This is a genomic window from Kitasatospora sp. NPDC056651 (assembly GCF_042792155.1).
Classification (GTDB): domain Bacteria; phylum Actinomycetota; class Actinomycetes; order Streptomycetales; family Streptomycetaceae; genus Kitasatospora.
This window is the reverse complement of record NZ_JBHTWX010000077.1, coordinates 25,900-44,763: the sequence shown is the minus strand read 5'-3', so window position 1 is coordinate 44,763 and position 18,864 is coordinate 25,900. Positions and strand designations below refer to the sequence as shown.

20 protein-coding genes are annotated in these 18,864 nt (G+C 72.1%); 8 read left to right on the top strand and 12 right to left on the bottom strand.

Going from position 1 to position 18,864, the window contains the following annotated elements:
* Window positions 1-59: 59 nt before the first annotated feature.
* Window positions 60-1,082, bottom strand: a complete 1,023-nt coding sequence (locus tag ACFRAR_RS26520) for a M4 family metallopeptidase (protein WP_380700700.1) — start codon at window positions 1,080-1,082, stop codon at window positions 60-62.
* 342 nt (window positions 1,083-1,424) lie between these two features.
* On the opposite strand from ACFRAR_RS26520, the gene leuA reads away from it, so the two are divergent.
* The 4 genes from leuA (at window position 1,425) to ACFRAR_RS26500 (ending at window position 5,911) form a co-directional block, all read left to right on the top strand.
* A complete protein-coding gene (gene leuA, locus ACFRAR_RS26515) occupies window positions 1,425-3,221 on the top strand; it encodes a 2-isopropylmalate synthase (RefSeq protein WP_380700699.1) in 1,797 nt (598 codons plus the stop codon).
* Window positions 3,222-3,579: 358 nt separating this feature from the next.
* A complete protein-coding gene (locus ACFRAR_RS26510; RefSeq protein WP_380700698.1) occupies window positions 3,580-4,125 on the top strand; it encodes a TerB family tellurite resistance protein in 546 nt (181 codons plus the stop codon).
* A gap of 192 nt (window positions 4,126-4,317) precedes the next feature.
* Window positions 4,318-5,064: a DNA repair protein RecO gene (recO, locus tag ACFRAR_RS26505; protein WP_380700697.1), complete on the top strand. Its 747-nt coding sequence runs from the start codon at window positions 4,318-4,320 to the stop codon at window positions 5,062-5,064.
* Window positions 5,065-5,068: 4 nt separating this feature from the next.
* On the top strand, window positions 5,069-5,911 hold the full coding sequence (locus ACFRAR_RS26500) for an isoprenyl transferase (RefSeq protein WP_380700696.1): 843 nt from the start codon (window positions 5,069-5,071) through the stop codon (window positions 5,909-5,911).
* Between the two features lie 88 nt (window positions 5,912-5,999).
* On the opposite strand, the gene ACFRAR_RS26495 is transcribed toward ACFRAR_RS26500, so the two are convergent.
* The 4 genes from ACFRAR_RS26495 to ACFRAR_RS26480 are packed head-to-tail and all read right to left on the bottom strand — an operon-like array spanning window position 6,000 to window position 9,200.
* Window positions 6,000-6,410, bottom strand: coding sequence for a Fur family transcriptional regulator (locus ACFRAR_RS26495; RefSeq protein WP_380700695.1), 411 nt, complete (start codon window positions 6,408-6,410; stop codon window positions 6,000-6,002).
* A 35-nt stretch (window positions 6,411-6,445) separates the two neighbouring features.
* The gene (locus ACFRAR_RS26490; RefSeq protein ID WP_380700694.1) at window positions 6,446-7,375 is read right to left on the bottom strand and encodes a metal ABC transporter permease; all 930 of its coding nucleotides are present in this window, start codon (window positions 7,373-7,375) and stop codon (window positions 6,446-6,448) included.
* The gene (locus tag ACFRAR_RS26485) at window positions 7,372-8,136 is read right to left on the bottom strand and encodes a metal ABC transporter ATP-binding protein (protein ID WP_380700693.1); all 765 of its coding nucleotides are present in this window, start codon (window positions 8,134-8,136) and stop codon (window positions 7,372-7,374) included. The genes ACFRAR_RS26490 and ACFRAR_RS26485 overlap by 4 nt, the downstream gene beginning before the upstream one ends.
* A 14-nt stretch (window positions 8,137-8,150) precedes the next feature.
* Entirely contained in the window at window positions 8,151-9,200 is a 1,050-nt protein-coding gene (locus ACFRAR_RS26480) for a metal ABC transporter substrate-binding protein (RefSeq protein WP_380700692.1), read from the bottom strand.
* Window positions 9,201-9,391: 191 nt separating this feature from the next.
* Here ACFRAR_RS26480 and ACFRAR_RS26475 point away from each other — a divergent pair, with 191 nt between their 5' ends.
* Window positions 9,392-10,774, top strand: a complete 1,383-nt coding sequence (locus ACFRAR_RS26475; RefSeq protein WP_030233601.1) for a glycine--tRNA ligase — start codon at window positions 9,392-9,394, stop codon at window positions 10,772-10,774.
* Between the two features lie 150 nt (window positions 10,775-10,924).
* Here the strand turns inward: ACFRAR_RS26475 and ACFRAR_RS26470 are convergent, their stop codons facing one another.
* The 5 genes from ACFRAR_RS26470 to ACFRAR_RS26450 form a co-directional block, all read right to left on the bottom strand.
* Window positions 10,925-12,064, bottom strand: a complete 1,140-nt coding sequence (locus ACFRAR_RS26470; protein WP_380700691.1) for a hypothetical protein — start codon at window positions 12,062-12,064, stop codon at window positions 10,925-10,927.
* 223 nt (window positions 12,065-12,287) lie between these two features.
* Window positions 12,288-12,866: an NADAR family protein gene (locus ACFRAR_RS26465; protein WP_380700690.1), complete on the bottom strand. Its 579-nt coding sequence runs from the start codon at window positions 12,864-12,866 to the stop codon at window positions 12,288-12,290.
* 278 nt (window positions 12,867-13,144) lie between these two features.
* Entirely contained in the window at window positions 13,145-14,254 is a 1,110-nt protein-coding gene (locus ACFRAR_RS26460; RefSeq protein WP_380700689.1) for a threonine aldolase family protein, read from the bottom strand.
* A gap of 57 nt (window positions 14,255-14,311) precedes the next feature.
* On the bottom strand, window positions 14,312-14,749 hold the full coding sequence (locus ACFRAR_RS26455; RefSeq protein ID WP_380700688.1) for a nucleoside deaminase: 438 nt from the start codon (window positions 14,747-14,749) through the stop codon (window positions 14,312-14,314).
* Window positions 14,746-14,883, bottom strand: coding sequence for a hypothetical protein (locus tag ACFRAR_RS26450; protein WP_380700687.1), 138 nt, complete (start codon window positions 14,881-14,883; stop codon window positions 14,746-14,748). Before ACFRAR_RS26450 ends, ACFRAR_RS26455 begins: the two co-directional genes overlap by 4 nt.
* Window positions 14,884-14,977: 94 nt before the next feature.
* Here ACFRAR_RS26450 and ACFRAR_RS26445 point away from each other — a divergent pair, with 94 nt between their 5' ends.
* Window positions 14,978-15,424, top strand: coding sequence for an Lrp/AsnC family transcriptional regulator (locus ACFRAR_RS26445; protein WP_380700686.1), 447 nt, complete (start codon window positions 14,978-14,980; stop codon window positions 15,422-15,424).
* Between the two features lie 140 nt (window positions 15,425-15,564).
* Complete coding sequence (locus ACFRAR_RS26440) at window positions 15,565-16,698, top strand: serine hydrolase domain-containing protein (RefSeq protein WP_380700685.1); 1,134 nt, start codon at window positions 15,565-15,567, stop codon at window positions 16,696-16,698.
* Between the two features lie 73 nt (window positions 16,699-16,771).
* On the opposite strand, the gene ACFRAR_RS26435 is transcribed toward ACFRAR_RS26440, so the two are convergent.
* Together ACFRAR_RS26435 and ACFRAR_RS26430 are read right to left on the bottom strand one after the other, a co-directional pair.
* A complete protein-coding gene (locus tag ACFRAR_RS26435; protein WP_380700684.1) occupies window positions 16,772-17,005 on the bottom strand; it encodes a hypothetical protein in 234 nt (77 codons plus the stop codon).
* Window positions 17,006-17,140: 135 nt separating this feature from the next.
* Window positions 17,141-18,268: an MFS transporter gene (locus ACFRAR_RS26430; protein ID WP_380700683.1), complete on the bottom strand. Its 1,128-nt coding sequence runs from the start codon at window positions 18,266-18,268 to the stop codon at window positions 17,141-17,143.
* A 165-nt stretch (window positions 18,269-18,433) separates the two neighbouring features.
* On the opposite strand from ACFRAR_RS26430, the gene ACFRAR_RS26425 reads away from it, so the two are divergent.
* Window positions 18,434-18,796, top strand: coding sequence for a MerR family transcriptional regulator (locus ACFRAR_RS26425; RefSeq protein WP_380700682.1), 363 nt, complete (start codon window positions 18,434-18,436; stop codon window positions 18,794-18,796).
* Window positions 18,797-18,864 lie beyond the last annotated feature (68 nt).

Genomic DNA, 18,864 nt, shown 5'->3' with positions numbered 1-18,864 from the left:
CTCCCGACCGGGCCCCGGGAGCTCCCGGGAGCCGGTCGGGAGGCCGGTCGGGAGGCCCGTCACCCCGGGCTGACCCCGACCTGCGCCCAGGAGGCCGTGACGGTGTCCGCGACCGACCGGTCGTCGGGGAAGCGGGCCTTCGCGGCGGCCACGGTGGCCCGGGCGAAGGCGGTGAAGTCGGCGTCGGCGGCCAGCGCGCCCCCGGTCAGCGCGTCGTACCAGATCCGCCCCGCGCGCTCCCAGGCCGAGCCGCCGAGCGCGGTGGCCAGCAGGTAGAACGCGTGGTTGGGGATGCCGGAGTTGATGTGCACCCCGCCGTTGTCCTGGGAGGTGTCCACGTAGTCCCGCATGTGCGCGGGCTGCGGGTCCTTGCCCAGCTGCGGGTCGTCGTAGGCGGTGCCCGGCGCCTTCATCGAGCGCAGCGCCACGCCCTGGACGCGCGGGGCGAGCAGTCCGGCGCCGATCAGCCAGTCGGCGTCGGCGGCGCCCTGGTGCAGCGCGTACTGCTTGACCAGCGAGCCGAAGACGTCGGAGACCGACTCGTTGAGCGCGCCGGGCTGGTCCTGGTAGTCCAGGCCGGCGGTGAACTGGGTGACGCCGTGGGTGAGTTCGTGGCCGATGACGTCGACGCAGGCGGTGAAGTCGCCGAACACCACGTTGTCGCCGTCGCCGAACACCATCTGGTGGCCGTTCCAGAAGGCGTTGTCGTAGTTGCGGCCGTAGTGGACGCTGGCGTCCAGCCGCAGGTTCCGGTCGTCGATCGAGTGCCGGCCGAAGACGTCGGCGTAGAGCGCGAAGGTGGCGCCGAGGCCGTCGTAGGCGTGGTTGACGGAGGCGTCGGAGGAGGCGCGCTGTCCCTCGGTGCGCACGGTGCGGCCGGGCAGTCGCTGGCCGTGGCCGCTGTCGTAGACCACCCGGTTGAGGCCGGGGGCGCCGGCGACGGGCGGGGGCGGGGCGAGGCGGGCCGCGCGGTGCGCGGCGTCCAGGGCCAGGGAGTGGACGGCGGGTTCGTGACCGGCCTCGGCGAGGCGGTCCAGGACGTACGGCGGGACGATCGTGCAGATCGCTACGGCTGCAGTCATGTGGCCCAGGGTGAGGCCTCGATGACCGGTTGTCACCACCTTTGACGTGACCGGCCGTCGTCTCAAGGAGTGGAACGGAAGCCCGGATCACTTCGGGGGCGCGCGGGGCTGGGTTACGCTGGGGCCATCATGCGCAACGGGCTGCTTCTTCTTAGCTGCCGCGTCGAGGGCCTGTAGTCCACTGGGGCCGGCACCCTCGCCGCGGGGAACGAGCTGTGCGCGCGATCGACGATCCGACGGTGTATCGCGAGTGGCAGCCGAGGCCGGCCAGTCGGTGTTGACCAGGTGTTGACCACCCCCGACCCGCCCGCACCACGCATCACAGGAAGCCGAGTCACCTCCATGACCGAGCAGATCTCCGCCGTGTCCGCCCCCGCCGGCCGCCCGTTCGTCGACCGCCCCACCCCGATCACCGCCGCCTCGGTGCGCCAGCGGCCCTCCGGCATGCGGTACGGGCGCTACCTGCCGTTCGGCACGGTCGACCTGCCGGACCGCACCTGGCCGGGCAACGTGATCACCAAGGCGCCGCGCTGGCTCTCCACCGACCTGCGGGACGGCAACCAGGCGCTGATCGACCCGATGTCCCCGGCCCGCAAGCGGATGATGTTCGACCTGCTGGTGAAGATGGGCTACAAGGAGATCGAGGTCGGCTTCCCCTCCTCCGGCGCCACCGACCACGCCTTCGTGCGGTCGCTGATCGAGGAGGGGGCGATCCCCGAGGACGTCACCATCTCGGTGCTGACCCAGGCCCGCGAGGAGCTGATCGAGAAGACCGTGGAGTCGCTGGTCGGCGCCCCGCGGGCGACCGTCCACCTGTACAACGCGACCGCGCCGCTGTTCCGCCGGGTGGTGTTCCGCAACGACCGGGCGGCCACCAAGGCGATCGCCACCGAGGGCACCCGGCTGGTGATGGAGTACGCGGACAAGCTGCTGGGCGACGACACCGTCTTCGGGTACCAGTACTCGCCGGAGATCTTCGTCGACACCGAGCTGGACTTCGCGCTGGAGGTCTGCGAGGCGGTCATGGACGTCTGGCAGCCGGGCGAGGGCCGCGAGATCATCCTGAACCTGCCGGCCACGGTCGAGCGGGCCACCCCGAACGTCCAGGCCGACCAGTTCGAGTGGATGTCGCGCAACCTGTCCCGCCGGGAGTTCGTCTGCCTGTCGGTGCACCCGCACAACGACCGGGGCACCGCCGTCGCCTCCGCCGAGCTGTCCTACATGGCGGGCGCGGACCGGATCGAGGGCTGCCTGTTCGGGCAGGGCGAGCGGACCGGCAACGTCGACCTGGTGACGCTGGGGATGAACCTGTTCTCGCAGGGCATCGACCCGCAGATCGACTTCTCCGACATCGACGAGGTGCGCCGCACCGCCGAGTACTGCAACCAGATGGAGGTGCACCCGCGCCACCCGTACGCCGGCGACCTGGTGTACACCTCCTTCTCCGGCTCGCACCAGGACGCCATCAAGAAGGGCTTCGACGTCCTGGAGGCGGACGCCGCGGCCGCGGGCGTGCCGGTGGCGGAGCACACCTGGGGCGTGCCGTACCTGCCGATCGACCCGAAGGACGTCGGCCGCACCTACGAGGCGGTCATCCGGGTCAACAGCCAGTCCGGCAAGGGCGGCGTGGCGTACGTGCTGAAGAACGACCACAAGCTGGACCTGCCGCGCCGGATGCAGATCGAGTTCTCCCGGATCATCCAGGCCAAGACCGACGCCGAGGGCGGCGAGGTCAGCCCGGCCGAGATCTGGCGGGTCTTCGAGGACGAGTACCTGCCGACCACCGACAACCCGTGGGGCCGGATCTCGCTGAGCGGTTCGCGCACCCTGACCACCGAGGACGGCCGGGACGCGCTGACCGCCGAGGCCCTGGTCGACGGCGCGTCGATGACCCTGGCCGGTACCGGCAACGGCCCGGTCTCGGCCTTCGCCGACGCGCTGGCCCGGATCGGCGTGGACGTACGCGTCCTGGACTACGCGGAGCACGCGCTGAGCGAGGGCGGCGACGCCCAGGCCGCCGCGTACGTGGAGTGCGCGGTGGACGGCAAGGTGCTGTGGGGCGTCGGCATCGACGGCAACACCGTGCTGGCCTCGCTGAAGGCGATGATCAGCGCCGTCAACCGCTCACAGCGCGGCTAATTCGAACGGGTGGTATGCGAAGGGCCGTCCCGCGGGGCGGCCCTTCGCCGCGTCAGCGGGGGATTGTGGCCTGCGCCACATTTTTTCGAATCGGAAGCCGTTCGAGGTACTGACACGTGCCGGTAACCGTGGCAACATCGACCCACCGGAGAACCGGGTCGGTGGGACGGCTCGGTGTCCGGTCGCGTGACCTGCCCATTGTCGAGCAGGCCGCCTGCCATGTCTGGGGAGTGGCGCCGTGACCAGGTTGTGGGGTGTTCGCCCGAGATGGCGGACTGACGTTCTCGGTGACTTCTTCTGCCCGGGCTGTGGCGGGGACCGCAACTACCGCCGGCAGCACGGCCGGCGGTGGCTGCGGTTGCTGGGCACCCCGGTGCTCCCGCTCGGCCCGGTGATCGGCAGCGTCCAGTGCACCAGCTGCCACGGCCGGTACGGCGTGGAGAGCCTGGAGCAGCCCACCAGCGTGCGCCTCGGCTCGATGCTCCGGGACGCCCAGTACACCATCGCGCTGGCCCTGCTCGCGGCCGGCGGCACCGCGCACCGGGCGGCCCGCGAGGCGGCCTGCACCACGGTGCGCGAGGCCGGGTTCGAGGACTGCGGCGAGGCCCAGGTGCTGGCCGCGCTCGCCGCGCTCTCCGGGCTCGGCGGCGAGCTCTACGACGCCCACGGGATGTCCGGCGGCCTGGCCGTGGAACTGCACGCGGTGCTCGAACCGCTCACCCCGCACCTGGCCCACGCCGGCCGCGAGCGCCTGCTGCTGCAGGGCGCGGCGATCGCCCTGGCCGACGGCCGCTACCTGCCGCAGGAGCGCGAGGCGCTGGCCGCGGTCGGGTGCTGCCTGGACCTGCCGCAGGCCCGGGTCGGCGCGCTGCTGGAGGCGGCGACCAGGACGCCGTACAAGTAGGTCCGCCCGACGAGTGGCCCACCCGCTCGGTTCCGTACGTCCGAAGATCCGCAGACCACCTCCGATTCCCCCACAACGGGTCCGGCCTCCCCACCCGGACCCGCCGTGACCCGCACCGCAGTGGTCCCCCCCCCACGGCCCCGGTGCGGGCAACACGGCTGTCCGGCGGGAGGGTGGGGGAGAATGGTCCCCATGAGTCTTTTCCGGGACGACGGCGTCGTGCTGCGGGCGCAGAAGCTCGGCGAGGCCGATCGGATCATCACCCTGTTGACCCGCCAGCACGGCAAGGTGCGGGCGGTCGCGCGCGGGGTGCGGAAGACCAAGTCCAAGTTCGGCGCCCGCCTGGAGCCGTTCTCGCACGTGGACGTGCAGTTCTTCAGCCGGGGGAGTGAGCTGGTCGGCCGCGGGTTGCCGCTCTGCACCCAGGTGGAGACCATCGCGCCGTACGGCGGCCCGATCGTCACCGACTACGGCCGGTACACCGCCGGTACCGCGATGCTGGAGACCGCCGAGCGGTTCGCCGAGAACGAGGGCGAGCCGGCCGTCCAGCAGTACCTGCTGCTGGTGGGCGCGCTGCGCACGCTGGCGGCCGGGCTGCACGAGTCGCACCTGGTGCTGGACGCCTTCCTGCTGCGCTCACTCGCGGTGAACGGGTACGGCGCGAGCTTCACCGACTGCGCCAAATGCGGTCTGGACGGGCCGAACCGTTTCTTCTCCCTCCCCGCGGGCGGGGTGCTCTGCGGCGACTGCCGAGTGCCCGGATGTGCCGTACCCTCCCCTGAGACACTGGTACTGCTCGGGGCGCTGCTGTCAGGGGACTGGCAGACGGCCGACGCCTGCGAGCCGCGGTACTGGCGGGAGGGCAGCGGCCTGGTCGCGGCCTACCTGCAGTGGCACCTGGAGCGGGGCATCCGCTCGATGAGATACGTGGAGAAGTGAGCACATGGCAGCGCGACGGCTCTTCGGCGGCGGCAAGCAGAGGACGTACGTCCCCCCCACCCCGCACCCCAGCGGCGCCGAGCCCCCGAAGATCCCCGGTGAGCTGGTGCCCGAGCACGTCGCCATCGTGATGGACGGCAACGGCCGTTGGGCCAAGGAACGCGGCCTGCCCCGCACCGAGGGCCACAAGGTCGGCGAGTCCGTGGTGCTGGACGTCCTCAAGGGCGCCATCGAGCTCGGGGTCAAGAACATCTCGCTGTACGCGTTCTCCACCGAGAACTGGAAGCGCTCGCCCGACGAGGTGAAGTTCCTGATGAACTTCAACCGGGACGTCATCCGCCGCCGCCGCGACGAGATGGACGCGATGGGCGTGCGCATCCGCTGGGCGGGCCGGATGCCCAAGCTGTGGAAGAGCGTCGTCCAGGAGCTCCAGGTCGCCGAGGAGCAGACCAGGGACAACGACGCCGTCACGCTCTACATGTGCGTCAACTACGGCGGCCGGGCCGAACTCGCCGACGCGGCGCAGGCGCTCGCCCAGGACGTCGCGCTCGGGAAGCTGGACCCGAAGAAGGTCACCGAGAAGACCCTCGCCAAGTACATGTACCACCCGGACATGCCGGACGTGGACCTGTTCCTGCGCCCCAGCGGCGAGCAGCGCACCTCCAACTTCCTGCTCTGGCAGTCCGCTTACGCCGAGTTCGTGTTCCAGGACGTGCTCTGGCCGGACTTCGACCGCCGTGACCTGTGGCGTGCCTGCGAGCAGTACGCGATGCGCGACCGGCGCTTCGGCGGGGCGATCCCGAACGAGGTCGGCGCGTCCGGCGCGCCGCTGCCGTCGCCGCGCTGAGGCCGTACCGCCGAGGACCGCACCGGCGCACGGCGCCACGAGGAGGACCCACCGGGAAACGTCCGGTGGGTCCTCCTCGTCGTCGGACTCAGATCTTCTTGGCGCACTCCGCGCAGGTCCCGAAGATCTCCAGGGTGTGCGCGATGTCGCTGAACCCGTGCTCGGCGGCGACCGAGTTGGCCCAGCGCTCCACCGCGGGGCCCTCCACCTCGACGGTGGCGCCGCAGTGCCGGCACACCAGGTGGTGGTGGTGCCCGCTGCTGCACCGGCGGTAGACCGCCTCGCCGTCGGCGGTGCGCAGCACGTCCACCTCACCGGCGTCCGCGAGCGACTGGAGCGTGCGGTAGACCGTGGTCAGACCCACGGAGTCCCCGCGGTGCTTGAGCAGGTCGTGGAGCTCCTGTGCGCTGCGGAAGTCCGCGATCTCGTCCAGGGCCGCCGAGACGGCGGCACGCTGCCGGGTCGAGCGGGCGCGCGGCGACGGGCCTGCGGTGGTCACCGTGGGTCCTCCTGGGGTCGTGGGCGTCTCGCACATCATTGTGCCAGCCCGGCCCGCCGCTCAGGGGTGGTCGTGTCGGACGGTTCGGAGACCGCCCGTTCCGGCAGTTCGACGTCGCAGACCTTGGGGCCGTGCTCGGCCGCGCCGCGGTGGCGCCGTCGGGCGAGCGGTGCGGCGAGCAGGCTGAACACCGCGAAGACCGCGATGGCGAGCAGCACGATGGCCGGGCCGGAGGGCACGTCGAGCTGGTAGGAGCCGGTGACCCCGGCCAGCGCGACGATCACGCCGAGGGCGATCGAGGCGGCCTGGGTGGCGGCGAAGGACCGGGTGAGCTGCTGGGCGGCGACCACCGGGACCACCATCAGGGCGCTGACCAGCAGCAGCCCGACCACCCGCATGGCGACCGTGACGGTGACCGCGGCCATCACCGCGAGCAGCAGGTTGAGGGTGCGCACCGGAATGCCGGTGACCCGGGCGAAGTCCTCGTCCTGGCAGATCGCGAAGAGCTGGCGGCGCAGGCCGATCGTGACCGCGATGACCACGGCGCCGAGCACCGCGATGGTGACCAGGTCGGCGGGGGCGACGGTGAGGATCGAGCCCCACAGGTAGCTCTCCAGCGAGCCGGCCCCGGCCTGGGCGGACATCGAGACCAGCAGCTTGCCGCAGGCCATGCCGCCGTAGAAGAGCATCGCGAGGGCGATGTCGCCGCGCTGGTTGCCGCGCGAGCGGACCAGCTCCATGGTGACGGCGCCGAGCACGCAGACCAGGACGGCCATCCAGACCGGGCTGGTCTGGAAGATGAAGCCGAGGCCGACGCCGGTCATCGCGACGTGGCCCATGCCGTCGCCCATCAGGGCCTGGCGGCGCTGCACCAGGTAGATGCCGACGGCCGGAGCGGTGATCCCGACCAGGACGGCGGCGAGCAGGGCGCGCTGCATGAAGTCGTAGGACAGCATCTCGGTCATGCGAGCAGCCTCGGCGGGGTCAGATCGGCGTGCGGGTGGACGTGGTCGTGGCCGGGCAGCGCGTGCAGGCCGGTGTTGGGCACGGGCGGGCCGTCGTGGGCGACGCAGCCGTCCCGCAGCACCACGGCGCGGTCGATCAGCGGTTCCAGCGGTCCGAGTTCGTGCAGGACGAGGAGGACGGAGGCGCCGCGGGCGACCTCGGCGCGCAGGGTGTCGGCGAGCACCTGCTGGCTGGTGGCGTCCACGCCGGCCATCGGCTCGTCCATGATCAGCAGGTCGGGGGAGCCGACCAGCGCGCGGGCGATCAGCACCCGCTGCTGCTGGCCGCCGGAGAGGTCGGCCACGCCGTCCGCGGCCCGTTCCAGCATGCCGACGGCGGCCAGCGCGCGGTCCACCGCGTCGCGGTCCTTGCGGCGGAAGGGCAGCAGCCGGTGCTGCGGCAGCCGTCCGGTGGAGACCACCTCGCGCACCGTGGCGGGGACGCCGGAGGCGGCGGTGGTGCGCTGGGGGACGTACCCGATGCGGTGCCAGGCGCGGAAGGAGCCGTAGGGGGTGCCGAACAGCTCCAGGGTGCCCCGCTCCAGCGGGACGGAGCCGATCACGGCCTTGACGGTGGTCGACTTGCCGGAGCCGTTGGCTCCCAGCAGGGCGACCACTTCGCCGGGACGGACGGTGAGGTCGACGCCGCGCAGCACCGGCCGGCCGCCGCGCGAGGCGACGGCGTCACGGAGGCGGACGGCCGGGGGTATCGGGTCGGTCATGGTGCGGGTTCCCGTCAGTTCGCGGGGGCGGGGGTGGCGGCGTCGGTCGCGGCGCCGGTGGTGGCTTCGGCCGTGGCGGGGGTGGCCGCGGCGGGGGCGCCGAGGGCGGCCCGGAGGTTGGCCAGGTTCTGCCGCATGACGGTCAGGTAGTCGTCCTTGGCGGGGTCCTTGACGCCCTCCAGCGGGTCCAGGACGGCGGTCTTGAGGCCGAGGTCCTTGGCGACGGTGTCGGCGAGCTTGGGGCTGACCAGGGTCTCGAAGAAGACCGTGGTGACGCCGTTGTCCTTGGCGGCCTTCTGCACGGCGGCGAGGCGGGCCGGGGTGGGCTCGGACTCCGGGTCGACGCCGTTGATGGCGACCTGGGTGAGGCCGTAGTGGTCGGCGAGGTAGCCGAAGGCGGCGTGGCTGGTGACGAAGGTCTTGGTCCTGGTGTCCTTCAGCCCGGTGCGGAACTCCTGGTCGAGCGCGGTGAGCCTGGTGACCAGCTCGTCGGTGTTCTTCCGGTAGTCCTCGGCGTGGGCCGGGTCGGCCTTGGAGAACTCGTCGCCGACGCTGTTGGCGATCGCCGCGTAGCGGGTCGGGTCGAGCCAGATGTGCGGGTCGCCGGCCGGGTCCTCGTGCTTGTGTCCGTCGGCTCCGGCGTCGTCGGTGCCTTCGTCGAGGTGGTGGTCGACCAGCGGGCCGGCGGCGGTGGCGTCGATCTTGTGCTTGCTGGACGACTGGGCGACGGCCTGGTCGACGGTGGGCTGGAGGCCCTTGAGGTAGATGATCGCGTCGGCCTTCTGGATCGTGCCGACCTGCTTGGCGGTGAGTTCCAGGTCGTGCGGCTCGACGCCGGCCGCCGTGAGGTCGGTGACCGCGACGTGCTCCTTGCCGATCTGCTGGGCCAGGAACTCCATCGGGTAGAAGGACGCGACGACCTTCAGCTTGCCGCTGCCGCTGTCGGCGCTGCTGCTGCCTCCGCAGGCCGTGAGCACGAGGGAGGCGGCGAGGGCGGTGGTGCCGAGGGCTATGGAGGTACGGGTCCGGCGGGTGAGTCCGAGTCGAGGCAGTCCGATCATCATGACAATCATTCTCATCTCAGATGGAAATGATTGTCAACTCACTCGAATGGGTGAACGGCAGGTGGCGGAGAGTGGGGGCGGCCGGGCGATACCGATTTGAATCACGTACCCGTCTGGCCGGTAACCTGAGGTATTCGGGTACGCGTAACCAGCCGTGCCCTGACCGTGCCGTACGTACTGAAGAGAGCACTGTGGCCGCCGACAAGATCGACACGATCGTCAGCCTGAGCAAGCGCCGTGGCTTCGTCTACCCCTGCAGCGAGATCTACGGTGGTACGCGTGCCGCCTGGGACTACGGGCCGCTGGGCGTCGAGCTCAAGGAGAACATCAAGCGCCAGTGGTGGCGCGCGATGGTCCAGGCCCGTGAGGACGTCGTCGGACTCGACTCGTCGGTCATCCTCGCGCGCGAGGTGTGGGAGGCCTCCGGCCACGTCGCCACCTTCAACGACCCGCTGACCGAGTGCCTCTCCTGCCACAAGCGCCACCGGGCCGACCACCTGGAGGAGAAGTACGAGGCCAAGCACGGCTTCCCGCCGCCGAACGGCCTCAAGGACGTGAACTGCCCCGACTGCGGCACCAAGGGCCAGTTCACCGAGCCCAAGGACTTCTCGGGCATGCTGAAGACCCACCTCGGTGTCACCGAGGAGGCGAGCGGCCTGGCGTTCCTGCGCCCGGAGACCGCCCAGGGCATCTTCACCAACTTCAAGGCCGTCCAGACCACTTCGCGCAAGAAGCCGCCGTTCGGCATCGCCCAGACCGGCAAGAGCTTCCGCAACGAGATCACCCCCGGCAACTTCATCTTCCGGACCCGCGAGTTCGAGCAGATGGAGATGGAGTTCTTCGTCAAGCCGGGCGAGGACGAGCAGTGGCACGAGTACTGGCTCCAGCAGCGCTGGGACTGGTACGTCGGCCTCGGCCTGCGCACCGAGAACATGCGCTTCTTCGAGCACCCGAAGGAGAAGCTCTCCCACTACGCCAAGCGCACCGTGGACATCGAGTACCGCTTCAACTTCGGCGGCTCCGAGTTCTCCGAGCTGGAGGGCGTCGCCAACCGCACGGACTACGACCTGCGGGTGCACAGCGAGGCCTCCGGCCAGGACCTGAAGTACTTCGACCAGGAGTCCGGCGAGCGGTACTTCCCGTACGTCATCGAGCCGGCGGCGGGCCTCAACCGCGCCATGCTGGCCTTCCTGATCGACGCCTACTTCGAGGACGAGGCGCCGAACGCCAAGGGCGTCATGGAGAAGCGCGTCGGCATGCGGCTCGACCCGCGCCTGGCCCCGGTCAAGGTCGCCGTCCTGCCGCTGTCGCGCAACGCCGACCTGTCCCCGAAGGCCCGCGGCCTGGCCGCCGACCTGCGCACCGCGTGGAACGTCGAGTTCGACGACGCCGGTGCGATCGGCAAGCGCTACCGCCGCCAGGACGAGATCGGCACGCCGTTCTGCGTCACGGTCGACTTCGACACCCTTGAGGACAACGCGGTGACCGTTCGCGACCGCGACACCATGTCGCAGGAGCGCGTCTCGCTGGACCAGGTCAAGGCGTACCTGGGTGCGCGCCTGATCGGCTGCTGATCGGCTGCCTGAGGTCTGTCCGGGCGGGTTCCCGCCCGGGGGAGAGCCCTCGTCCGCCCCGCTGGGGCGGGCGGGGGCTCTTCGCCGTCTCCGGGGCTCCGGGGTTACGGGGCTCCGGGGTTACGGGGTTACGGGGCTGGGGCGGGGGCGCTACCTCCGGCCCCAGCGGGAGCGCGGGGCGGCGGGCGGGCGGGTCGGGAGTCCCGCGGTGCGAAGGGTGGCGAGGGTGGTGCGGTGGCGCGCCTCGTCGGCGAGCATCGCGGCCAGCAGCCGCCCGTACAGCTCGGTGCTGCCGGCGCCGTCCAGGGCGGTGGCCAGCCGGACGACCTCGACCGGCGGGCGCAGCACCGCCAGCTCGCCCAGCAGGAGGGTGGCGAGGGCGGGCGGCAGGCCGGCCGCGAGAGCGGCGATGTCGTCGGTGGAACGGCCGGCGGCCTGGCGCAGCAGGGTCCGGACGTCCTCGGCGCGGCCGTGCTGCTGGAGGCAGGCGGCGAGCGAGGTCAGCTCGGGCATCGGCGCCGAGCCCCACTCCCAGAGCAGGGTCGCGCTGTCGGCGGTCAGCCCGGCCCGCTCCAGGGCGGAGAGCAGACCCGGGACGGCGGAGGCCGGGTAGCCCCAGAAGGCGTGGAACACCTCGGCCGCCTCCTCCACCAGGCCCAGTTCGCGCAGTTCGGCGAGCACGACGACGGAGTGGTCGGGCACCGACCGGGCGACGCGGCGGGCCAGGTGGAGGGAGGCGCCGGCCGGCCCGTACCTGGCCAGCATGCCGACCAGCAGCGCGGCGTCGGCGGGGGCGAGGCGGGCGGCGGCCGTGTCGATCATCCCGGTGGCCTCGGCGAGGGCGCCGGCCCGGTGGAGGGCGGTGATCCGTTCGGTCAGGGCGCCGATGTCGGGGCGGACGGGCGGGGGTGGGGTGTGCTGCTGCCGTGCCTGCCGTGGCTGTGGGGGCGCTTGCCGCTGCTGCGGGGGTGCTTCCTGCCGCGGGAGTGGTGGCGGCTGCTGCCCGTTCCTGATGGCGCTCTCCAACGCCTCCAGCTGGTCGCTGAGTTGGAGGCAGCGGGCGCCCAGTCCCTCGCGGAGGGTGCGGGCCTGGGCGAGCTGGCGCAGCAGATCCCCGTCCGGGCGCTGGCGGCCCGGGGTGGCCCGGATCGCTTCGTCCAGGCGCCGTTCACGTTGGCTCGCGTAGCGGCTCGCGCGGAGTAACTCGTCCAGTTCCGCGCGGAGTTCGGCGGCCTGCTGCTCGCCTTCCGGCTGCTGGCCTGAGGGTTGTGCCGTCGGCCGCATGCGCATGATCACCCCAACCTGTCCATCCGGACCCTGACTGCGTGACATCCTCGCGTCAGTATGTGGCGTGAGAGTTAAGAGTGCACGACCAACCGTGTCCGGGTGATGTCAAGGAGCGCGCAGACGGCGGCCGTTGCGAGAAGTGCGCCGGTCGCGCTCCGGAGGGGGTCGCCTCGTGCGGCCGCGGCCGAGTCCACCGCCGGCCCGTCCGGCAGCGGAGCGATCGTGGTCATGCGCCCAGTCGCGCCCGCGCTTCCATCAGGGCGAAGCCGAGCAGGTTCAACCCGCGCCACTCGGTGGGCTGTTGGGAGCGGATGTCGTCGGCGGCGAGCCCGATGCCCCAGATCCGGTCCAGTGGGCTGGCCTCGACCAGCACCCGCTCGCCGGTGCCCAGCAGGTAGGAGCGCAGCGTCTCGTCCTGGCCGAACTTCGCGACGTTGCCCGCCACCACCAGCTCGAAGCGGCCGGCCTCCCAGGTGTCGCCGTCGAAGTCCTTGACCAGCCGGCCCAGTTTCTTCGCCTCGGCGGGCGTCCGGGCGGCCAGCACCTGCCGCACGATCTCCTCGTCGCCGAACATCCGGGCCTTGCCGGCCATCATCCAGTGCTCGGCGGTCGGGTAGGTGACCCCGTCGACGGTGAACCCGCCGGGCCACCACTGGCTCAGGCACTCCTGCCTGGTCCCGCCGCCCTTGCGTTCGGTGTGCCCCCAGAACATCACCCACTTCGGCCGCACCCCGTCGGCCATCATCGCGGCCAGCTCCTCGCGACTGCGGACGGCGGCCGGCTCCCCCACGTGCATCTCGCTCATATCGTCAGTCTGACATGAAGGGTCTCGTCTCCGCTAACCGTTCGCGGCATATCGCCCTCGTGTCGGTGACCCGGCTCCTGGGATTTCCGCACGCGGATCGGTACTTCGGGAGGGCGGGGATGGAACGGAGCGGCTTCCGCGACGAGTTGAGCGGCAGTACGGTCGGCGGAAACTCGATCCAGGCGGGCGTCATCGACAACTTCCATGACGACTCGGGCTCGACGTCCCCGACGTCGCCGACCTGGTCCGCGCAGCCCTGGCCGGGGTGCCGCGCGGGATCAGCCCTTGGCGGCCAGCTCCAGGAACCGCAGGCCGACCTCGCGCACCTCCGCCGCCGTCCACGCCTGGGCCGGCTCGGTGAGGCTGACCTCGGCCACGGCGAGGCCGGGGGCGGCGTCCTCCCAGTGGGAGACGAACCAGACGCCTTCCTCCTCCGCGAGGGCCAGGTGGGCGGCGTTCAGCGCCTCGGCCGGGTGCGGCAGCCAGAGCTGGAACTCGTGGGTGGGTGGCGCGGCCGGGTACAGGCGGGCGCCGGGGAGGGCGGCCAGGGCGGGGGCGAGGGTGGCCGTGGCGTGGCGGGTGTACGCGGGCAGGCGGGGCAGGACGGTGTCCAGGCCGTGGAGGGCGGCGAGGGCGGCGGGCCACTGCTGGAAGAGCCGGCCGCCGTAGCGGTGGCGCCAGGTGCGGGCGTTCGCGACGAGGGCGGCGTCGCCGGCGAGGGCGGCTCCGTTGATGCCGCCGAGGTCCTTGTAGTAGGAGACGTAGACGCTGTCGGCGAGGGCGGCGATCTCGTCGAGCGGCCGGCCGAAGTGGACCGTGGTGTTCCAGAGCCGGGCGCCGTCGAAGTGCACCCGGGCACCGGCCTCGCGGGCGGCGGCGACGAGGGCCGTCAGCTCGTCCCAGGTGGGGAGCAGATAGCCCGGGTCGCGCAGCGGGAGTTCGACCGTCAGGGTGCCGAACGGCTCGCCGAGCGCGCCGAGTTCCTCGGGCGTCGGCTGGCGCCGCCCGGTGGTGGGCCAGAGTCCGCGCAGGCCGGTGAGCTGGGTGTACGCGTGGCGCTCGTGGCGTTCGAGGTGGCTGAGCGGGTGCAGGGCGACGGCCGTGTTGCCGGTCCGCTCGGCGTGGTGGCGCAGGGCGACCTGCTGGGCCATCGTCCCGGTGGGGAAGAAGACCGCGTCCTCCTTGCCGAGCAGGGCGGCGGTCCGCTCCTCCAGCTGTCGCACCGGCCCGTCGCTGCCGTAGAAGTCGGGGCAGACGTCCAGGCCGTCCAGGGCGGCGAGTTGGGCGAGGCGTTCGCGGACGCTGAGGATGCGGTCGGCGGAGAGGAAGCGCTCGCAGGACATCCGGGCCGCGCGGCGCCGGTGGAATTCGTTCCGGTCGTCGGTCATCCCGTGATTGTCGGACTCGCGGTGGAGCCGGACCAACTGTTTTTCCCGGGGCGGCGTTCAGCTCCGCCGGTAGTAGGCCGTGATCGGGGCGCGGGCTTCCCCGGGCAGGGCCGGCCCCTCCTCGGGAACCGTCGGCCAGGCGCCCGACTCGGGGTTGAGCTCGATGAGTTGCTCCGTCGACAGCGCGTGGACGACCCGGCCGATGCCGGATCGGACGATGGCTCCGCCGCACATGCCGCACGGCTGGCAGCTGGTGTAGAGGGTGGTGCGGGCGGCCGTGTCCGGGTCGAGTTCGCGGGCGGCCCAGCGGGCGAGCTTCAGCTCGGGGTGGGCCGTGATGTCGTTGTCGCGGTGCACGGTGTTGTGGGCCTCGGCGAGGATCTCGCCGTCGGGGCCGGCCAGCAGGGAACCGTACGGGGCGTCGCCCAGGGCGATCGCTCGGGTGGCGAGGGCGATGGCGCGGCGCAGCAGGGCCTCGTCGGCTTCGGTGATCACGCCGCTGCCTCCTTCCGCCGGTCGGCCGCGGTGGTGAGGTCCTGCCAGGCCCGCCGCGCGGTCCGGGCCCGTGCGCGCAGCACGCCGGGACCGGTTCCCGGCCCGAAGTTCGGTACGTTGACGCCAAGTCGCATGGTGCCGAGGCTATCCCCGTGATCATGGCGGACGGAACGGAGTCTTCCCGTTCCTCACGGCCCACCGCCGTGGATCTCCCGGTAGATTCGCGCCATGGCCGTGAATCTTGACGACACCGACTGGGCGATCATCGAGCAGTTGCAGCGGGAGGCCCGGGTCTCCCTCAGCGAACTGGGGAGGCGGGTGAACCTCAGCCCGTCGGCGACCACGGAACGGGTGCGGAACCTGGAGTCGCTGGGCGTCATCACCGGCTACCGCGCGGTGGTGGACCTGGCGAAGGTCGGCTATCCGGTGCTCGCCGTCGTCCGGCTGAAGTATCCCGGCAACCGGCACGAGCCGCTGCGCCGGCTGCTCGCCGAGCGGCGGGAGATCCTGGAGTGCCTGCGCACCACCGGCGACGACTGCTACACCCTGAAGGTGGCGGCGACCTCCATGGAACACCTGGAGACCCTCGTGGACGAGCTGGCCGGCTTCGGCAGCACCACCACGAGCGTCGTCTACAGCCGGACGCTGCCGCTGCGCGGCCCGGGACGGCCCTGACACCGGAGGGGAGGACGCTCCCTCGATCGGGGGAGGCCGGCCGCCCCTCGCCCGACCAGACTGGCGATCGTGACCAGGGGGTTTCCTGCCCCCCACGATTCCACCGGAGTTGACTCGTGCGTCGTTCGCGCATCCGCCACATGGCACTCGCCCTCACGCTCTCGACCGCCGTGGCCGCCGCGGCCGCCGGGGTGTCGGCACCGTCGGCCGTGGCGTCCGCAGCCGGGCCGGCGTCCGCGTCCGCCTCCGCGCCGGACGCCGTGCAGCAGGGGCTGAACGCGCTGGTGCGGAAGGACGGGGCGCCGGCCGCGCTCGCCGCCGTCCGGGACGGGCAGGGGCGGACCCGTGACTACACGGCCGGAGTCGGCGACCTGGCCACCGGCGCCAAGGTCCCCGTCGACGGACAGGTGCGGATCGGCAGCAACACCAAGACCTTCACCGCCGTCGTCGTGCTCCAGCTGGTCGGGGAGGGGAAGATCGATCTCGACGCCTCGGTCGACACCTACCTCCCCGGGCTGGTCCGCGGCGCGGGCATCGACGGGCGCGGCATCACCGTCCGCCAGCTCCTCCAGCACACCAGCGGCCTGCCCGACTACGAGGGGCAGGTGGACGAAGCCGCCATCCGTGAAAGGTACTTCGAGCCCAGGGAGCTGCTGGACATGGCCCTCGGCCGGCGGCCCGAGTTCGCGCCCGGGACGAAGTTCGCCTACAGCAGCACCAATTACGTGCTGGCCGGCCTGATCGTCCAGCGGGTGACCGGCCGGCCGCTCGCCGAGGAGATCGACCGGCGGATCGTCCGGAGCCTCGGGCTACGGCACACCTACTTCCCGGCCGTGGGCGACCGGACGATCCGGGAGGCCCACCCCCACGGCTACCACGTGGACCCCGCCACCGGGAAGCCGGCCGACTTCACGGAGCTGGACCCCTCGGCGGGCTGGGCGGCCGGGCAGATGATCTCCACCAACTCGGACCTCAACCGCTTCTTCACCGCCCTGCTGGGCGGCCGGCTGCTGCCCGCGGCCCAGCTCGCCCAGATGCGCACCACCGTGCCGGTCGGGGACACCGGGATGGCCTCCGGGCTGGGCATCTTCAGCCGGCCGCTGTCCTGCGGCGGGGTCTACTGGGGGCACGGCGGCGACATCCCGGGCTACGAGACCCGGGGCGGGGCCACCGACGACGGGCGTGCCGTGAACATCGCGGTGACCACCATCCCGGCCGGCGAGGGCGGCACCCGGCACGTCGAGGACGTCGTGGACGCGGCCCTGTGCCGCTGACCGGGTAGCCGAGCCGGGCGGACCGGGTGGCCGGGCAGCCGGCCGCCCGGACGGGCCGAGCGGTGAGGAGCGGTCAGGAGCGGTAGTGGTTCCCCTCGTCGCCCAGCACACCGTTCCCGTGGTGGACGGACACGCTGGAGTACGTCGCCCGCATGCGCGCGGCCTGGGCGGTCCGCTGCTGTTCGATCAGCAGCCCCTCGGTGCCGTCGAACCGGCTCCGCCGGGCGCGTTCCCGGAACGCCAGGAAGGCCGTGGCGCCGACGACCGTGCCGACGAGTACGAACAGGAACACCATGACGAGACCCATGCCGTCACCTTCCCCCGGTTCGAGTGCGTCCCACCTTTATCTCACGGGAGTTCGGAAGTCGCACGTGCCTTGTCGGAGCTGACCGGTGCGGCGGGGGCTTTCCGGCATCGGCCCCGACCCCACCCGGAAGAGCGGTCACCGCCGCCCGGGGAACCCGTGCCGGCGCCCGCCGAGAGTGATGGCCAGGGCGGCGGCCAGCAGGACGAGGGCGGACCAGGGCAGCGCGGTCGGTCCGGCGTGGTCCAGGAGCAGGCCGCCCGCCAGCCCGGCGGCCGCGATGCCGAGGTTCCAGCAGGTGACCAGCAGCGACTGGGCGATGTCCCCGGCCGGGCCGCCCGCGTCGGCGACGGCGGTCTGCAGGAGGGTGGCGGCGCCGCCGAAGCCGAGGCCCCAGATCGCGGCGGCGGCGTAGGCGAACCAGCCGGTCGAGCCGAGCAGGGCGGCGGCGAGGAGCACGGTCGCGACCGCGACGAGGACGCAGGAGGCGATGGTCAGGGGGCGCAGGTACCGGTCGATCAGGACGCCGGTGCCGAAGATGCTCACCAACGAGGACAGCCCGATGACCAGCAGGACGGTGTCCGTGCGGCCGTCGAGCCCCAGCGGCTCCAGCAGTGCGGCGACGTACGTGTAGAGGATGTTGTGGGCGAGCACGAAGGTCGCCGTGACGCCCAGGACGACGGCCACGCCCGGCATCCGCAGCACCTGCCGCACGGGGGTGCCGGCCCGGTCGGTCCGTCCGGGCAGTCGCGGCAGCACGAGCAGCATCCAGCCGGTCAGCGCCACCGCGACCACGCTCATCAACCCGAAGGTGAACCGCCAGCCGACCAGGCCGGAGAGCAGGGTGCCGGCGGGCACGCCCACCGACAGGGCGACCGTCGAGCCGGTCATGGCGACGGCCATCGCCCGGCCGCGCTGCTCGGGCGCGACGATGGTCCGGGCGTATCCGGCCAGCAGTGCCCAGAGCAGTCCGGCGACCAGGCCCGCCGCGAACCGGGCGGCCATGGTGAGCGGATAGCTCGGTGAGACGGCGGTGATCGCGTTGGCCACGGCGAAGCCGGCCACGGCGACCACCAGCAGGGGTTTGCGGGGCAGGTGTCCGGTCACGGCGGTCAGCGGGATGGCGGCCGCGATGGAGCCGACCGCGTAGAGCGTGACGGACTGCCCGGCGGCGGACTGGCCGACGCCGAGATCGGCGCTCATCGCGGGCAGTACTCCGGCGGGCAGGGCCTCGGTCATGACGGTGACGAACCCGCCGGTGCTCATGGCCAGCAGGGCGGGCCAGGGGAGTCGGGGCGGCCGGGGCGCAGGGGCCACCGACCCTTCTGAAGTGCGGAGTTCGGAAGTGGACATGGAGGCGATGGTCTATCGTTGACATCCGTGTCAGGGTCCAGTCGGGGCGGCACCGACCCGGAGTGAGGGTGGTCACACATGCGCATCGGCGAACTCTCCCGGCTGACGGACACCACCCCGCGCCTGCTGCGCTACTACGAGCAGCAGGGACTGATCACGGCGAGCCGCGAGGCGAACGGCTACCGCACGTACGACGACCGTCTCGTGGACCGGGTCCTGCAGATCCGCGGGCTGCTGGAGGCGGGGCTGCCGACCAGGATCATCAAGCAGATCCTGCCCTGCCTGGACGCCCCGCGGACGATCCACTTCACCGACGCCACACCGGAGATGCTCGCCACCCTGGAGTGCGAGACGGACCGGATGACCCGCCGGATCCAGTGCCTGACACGCAACCGGGACGCCATCCGGGAGTACCTGGACGTGGTCAAGAGCCTCGCCTGACCGGCCGTCCGGCCCGGGCCCGGCCCGGCTGTCCGATTCCGCCACTTGACCTTGCCACCGGTGTCACG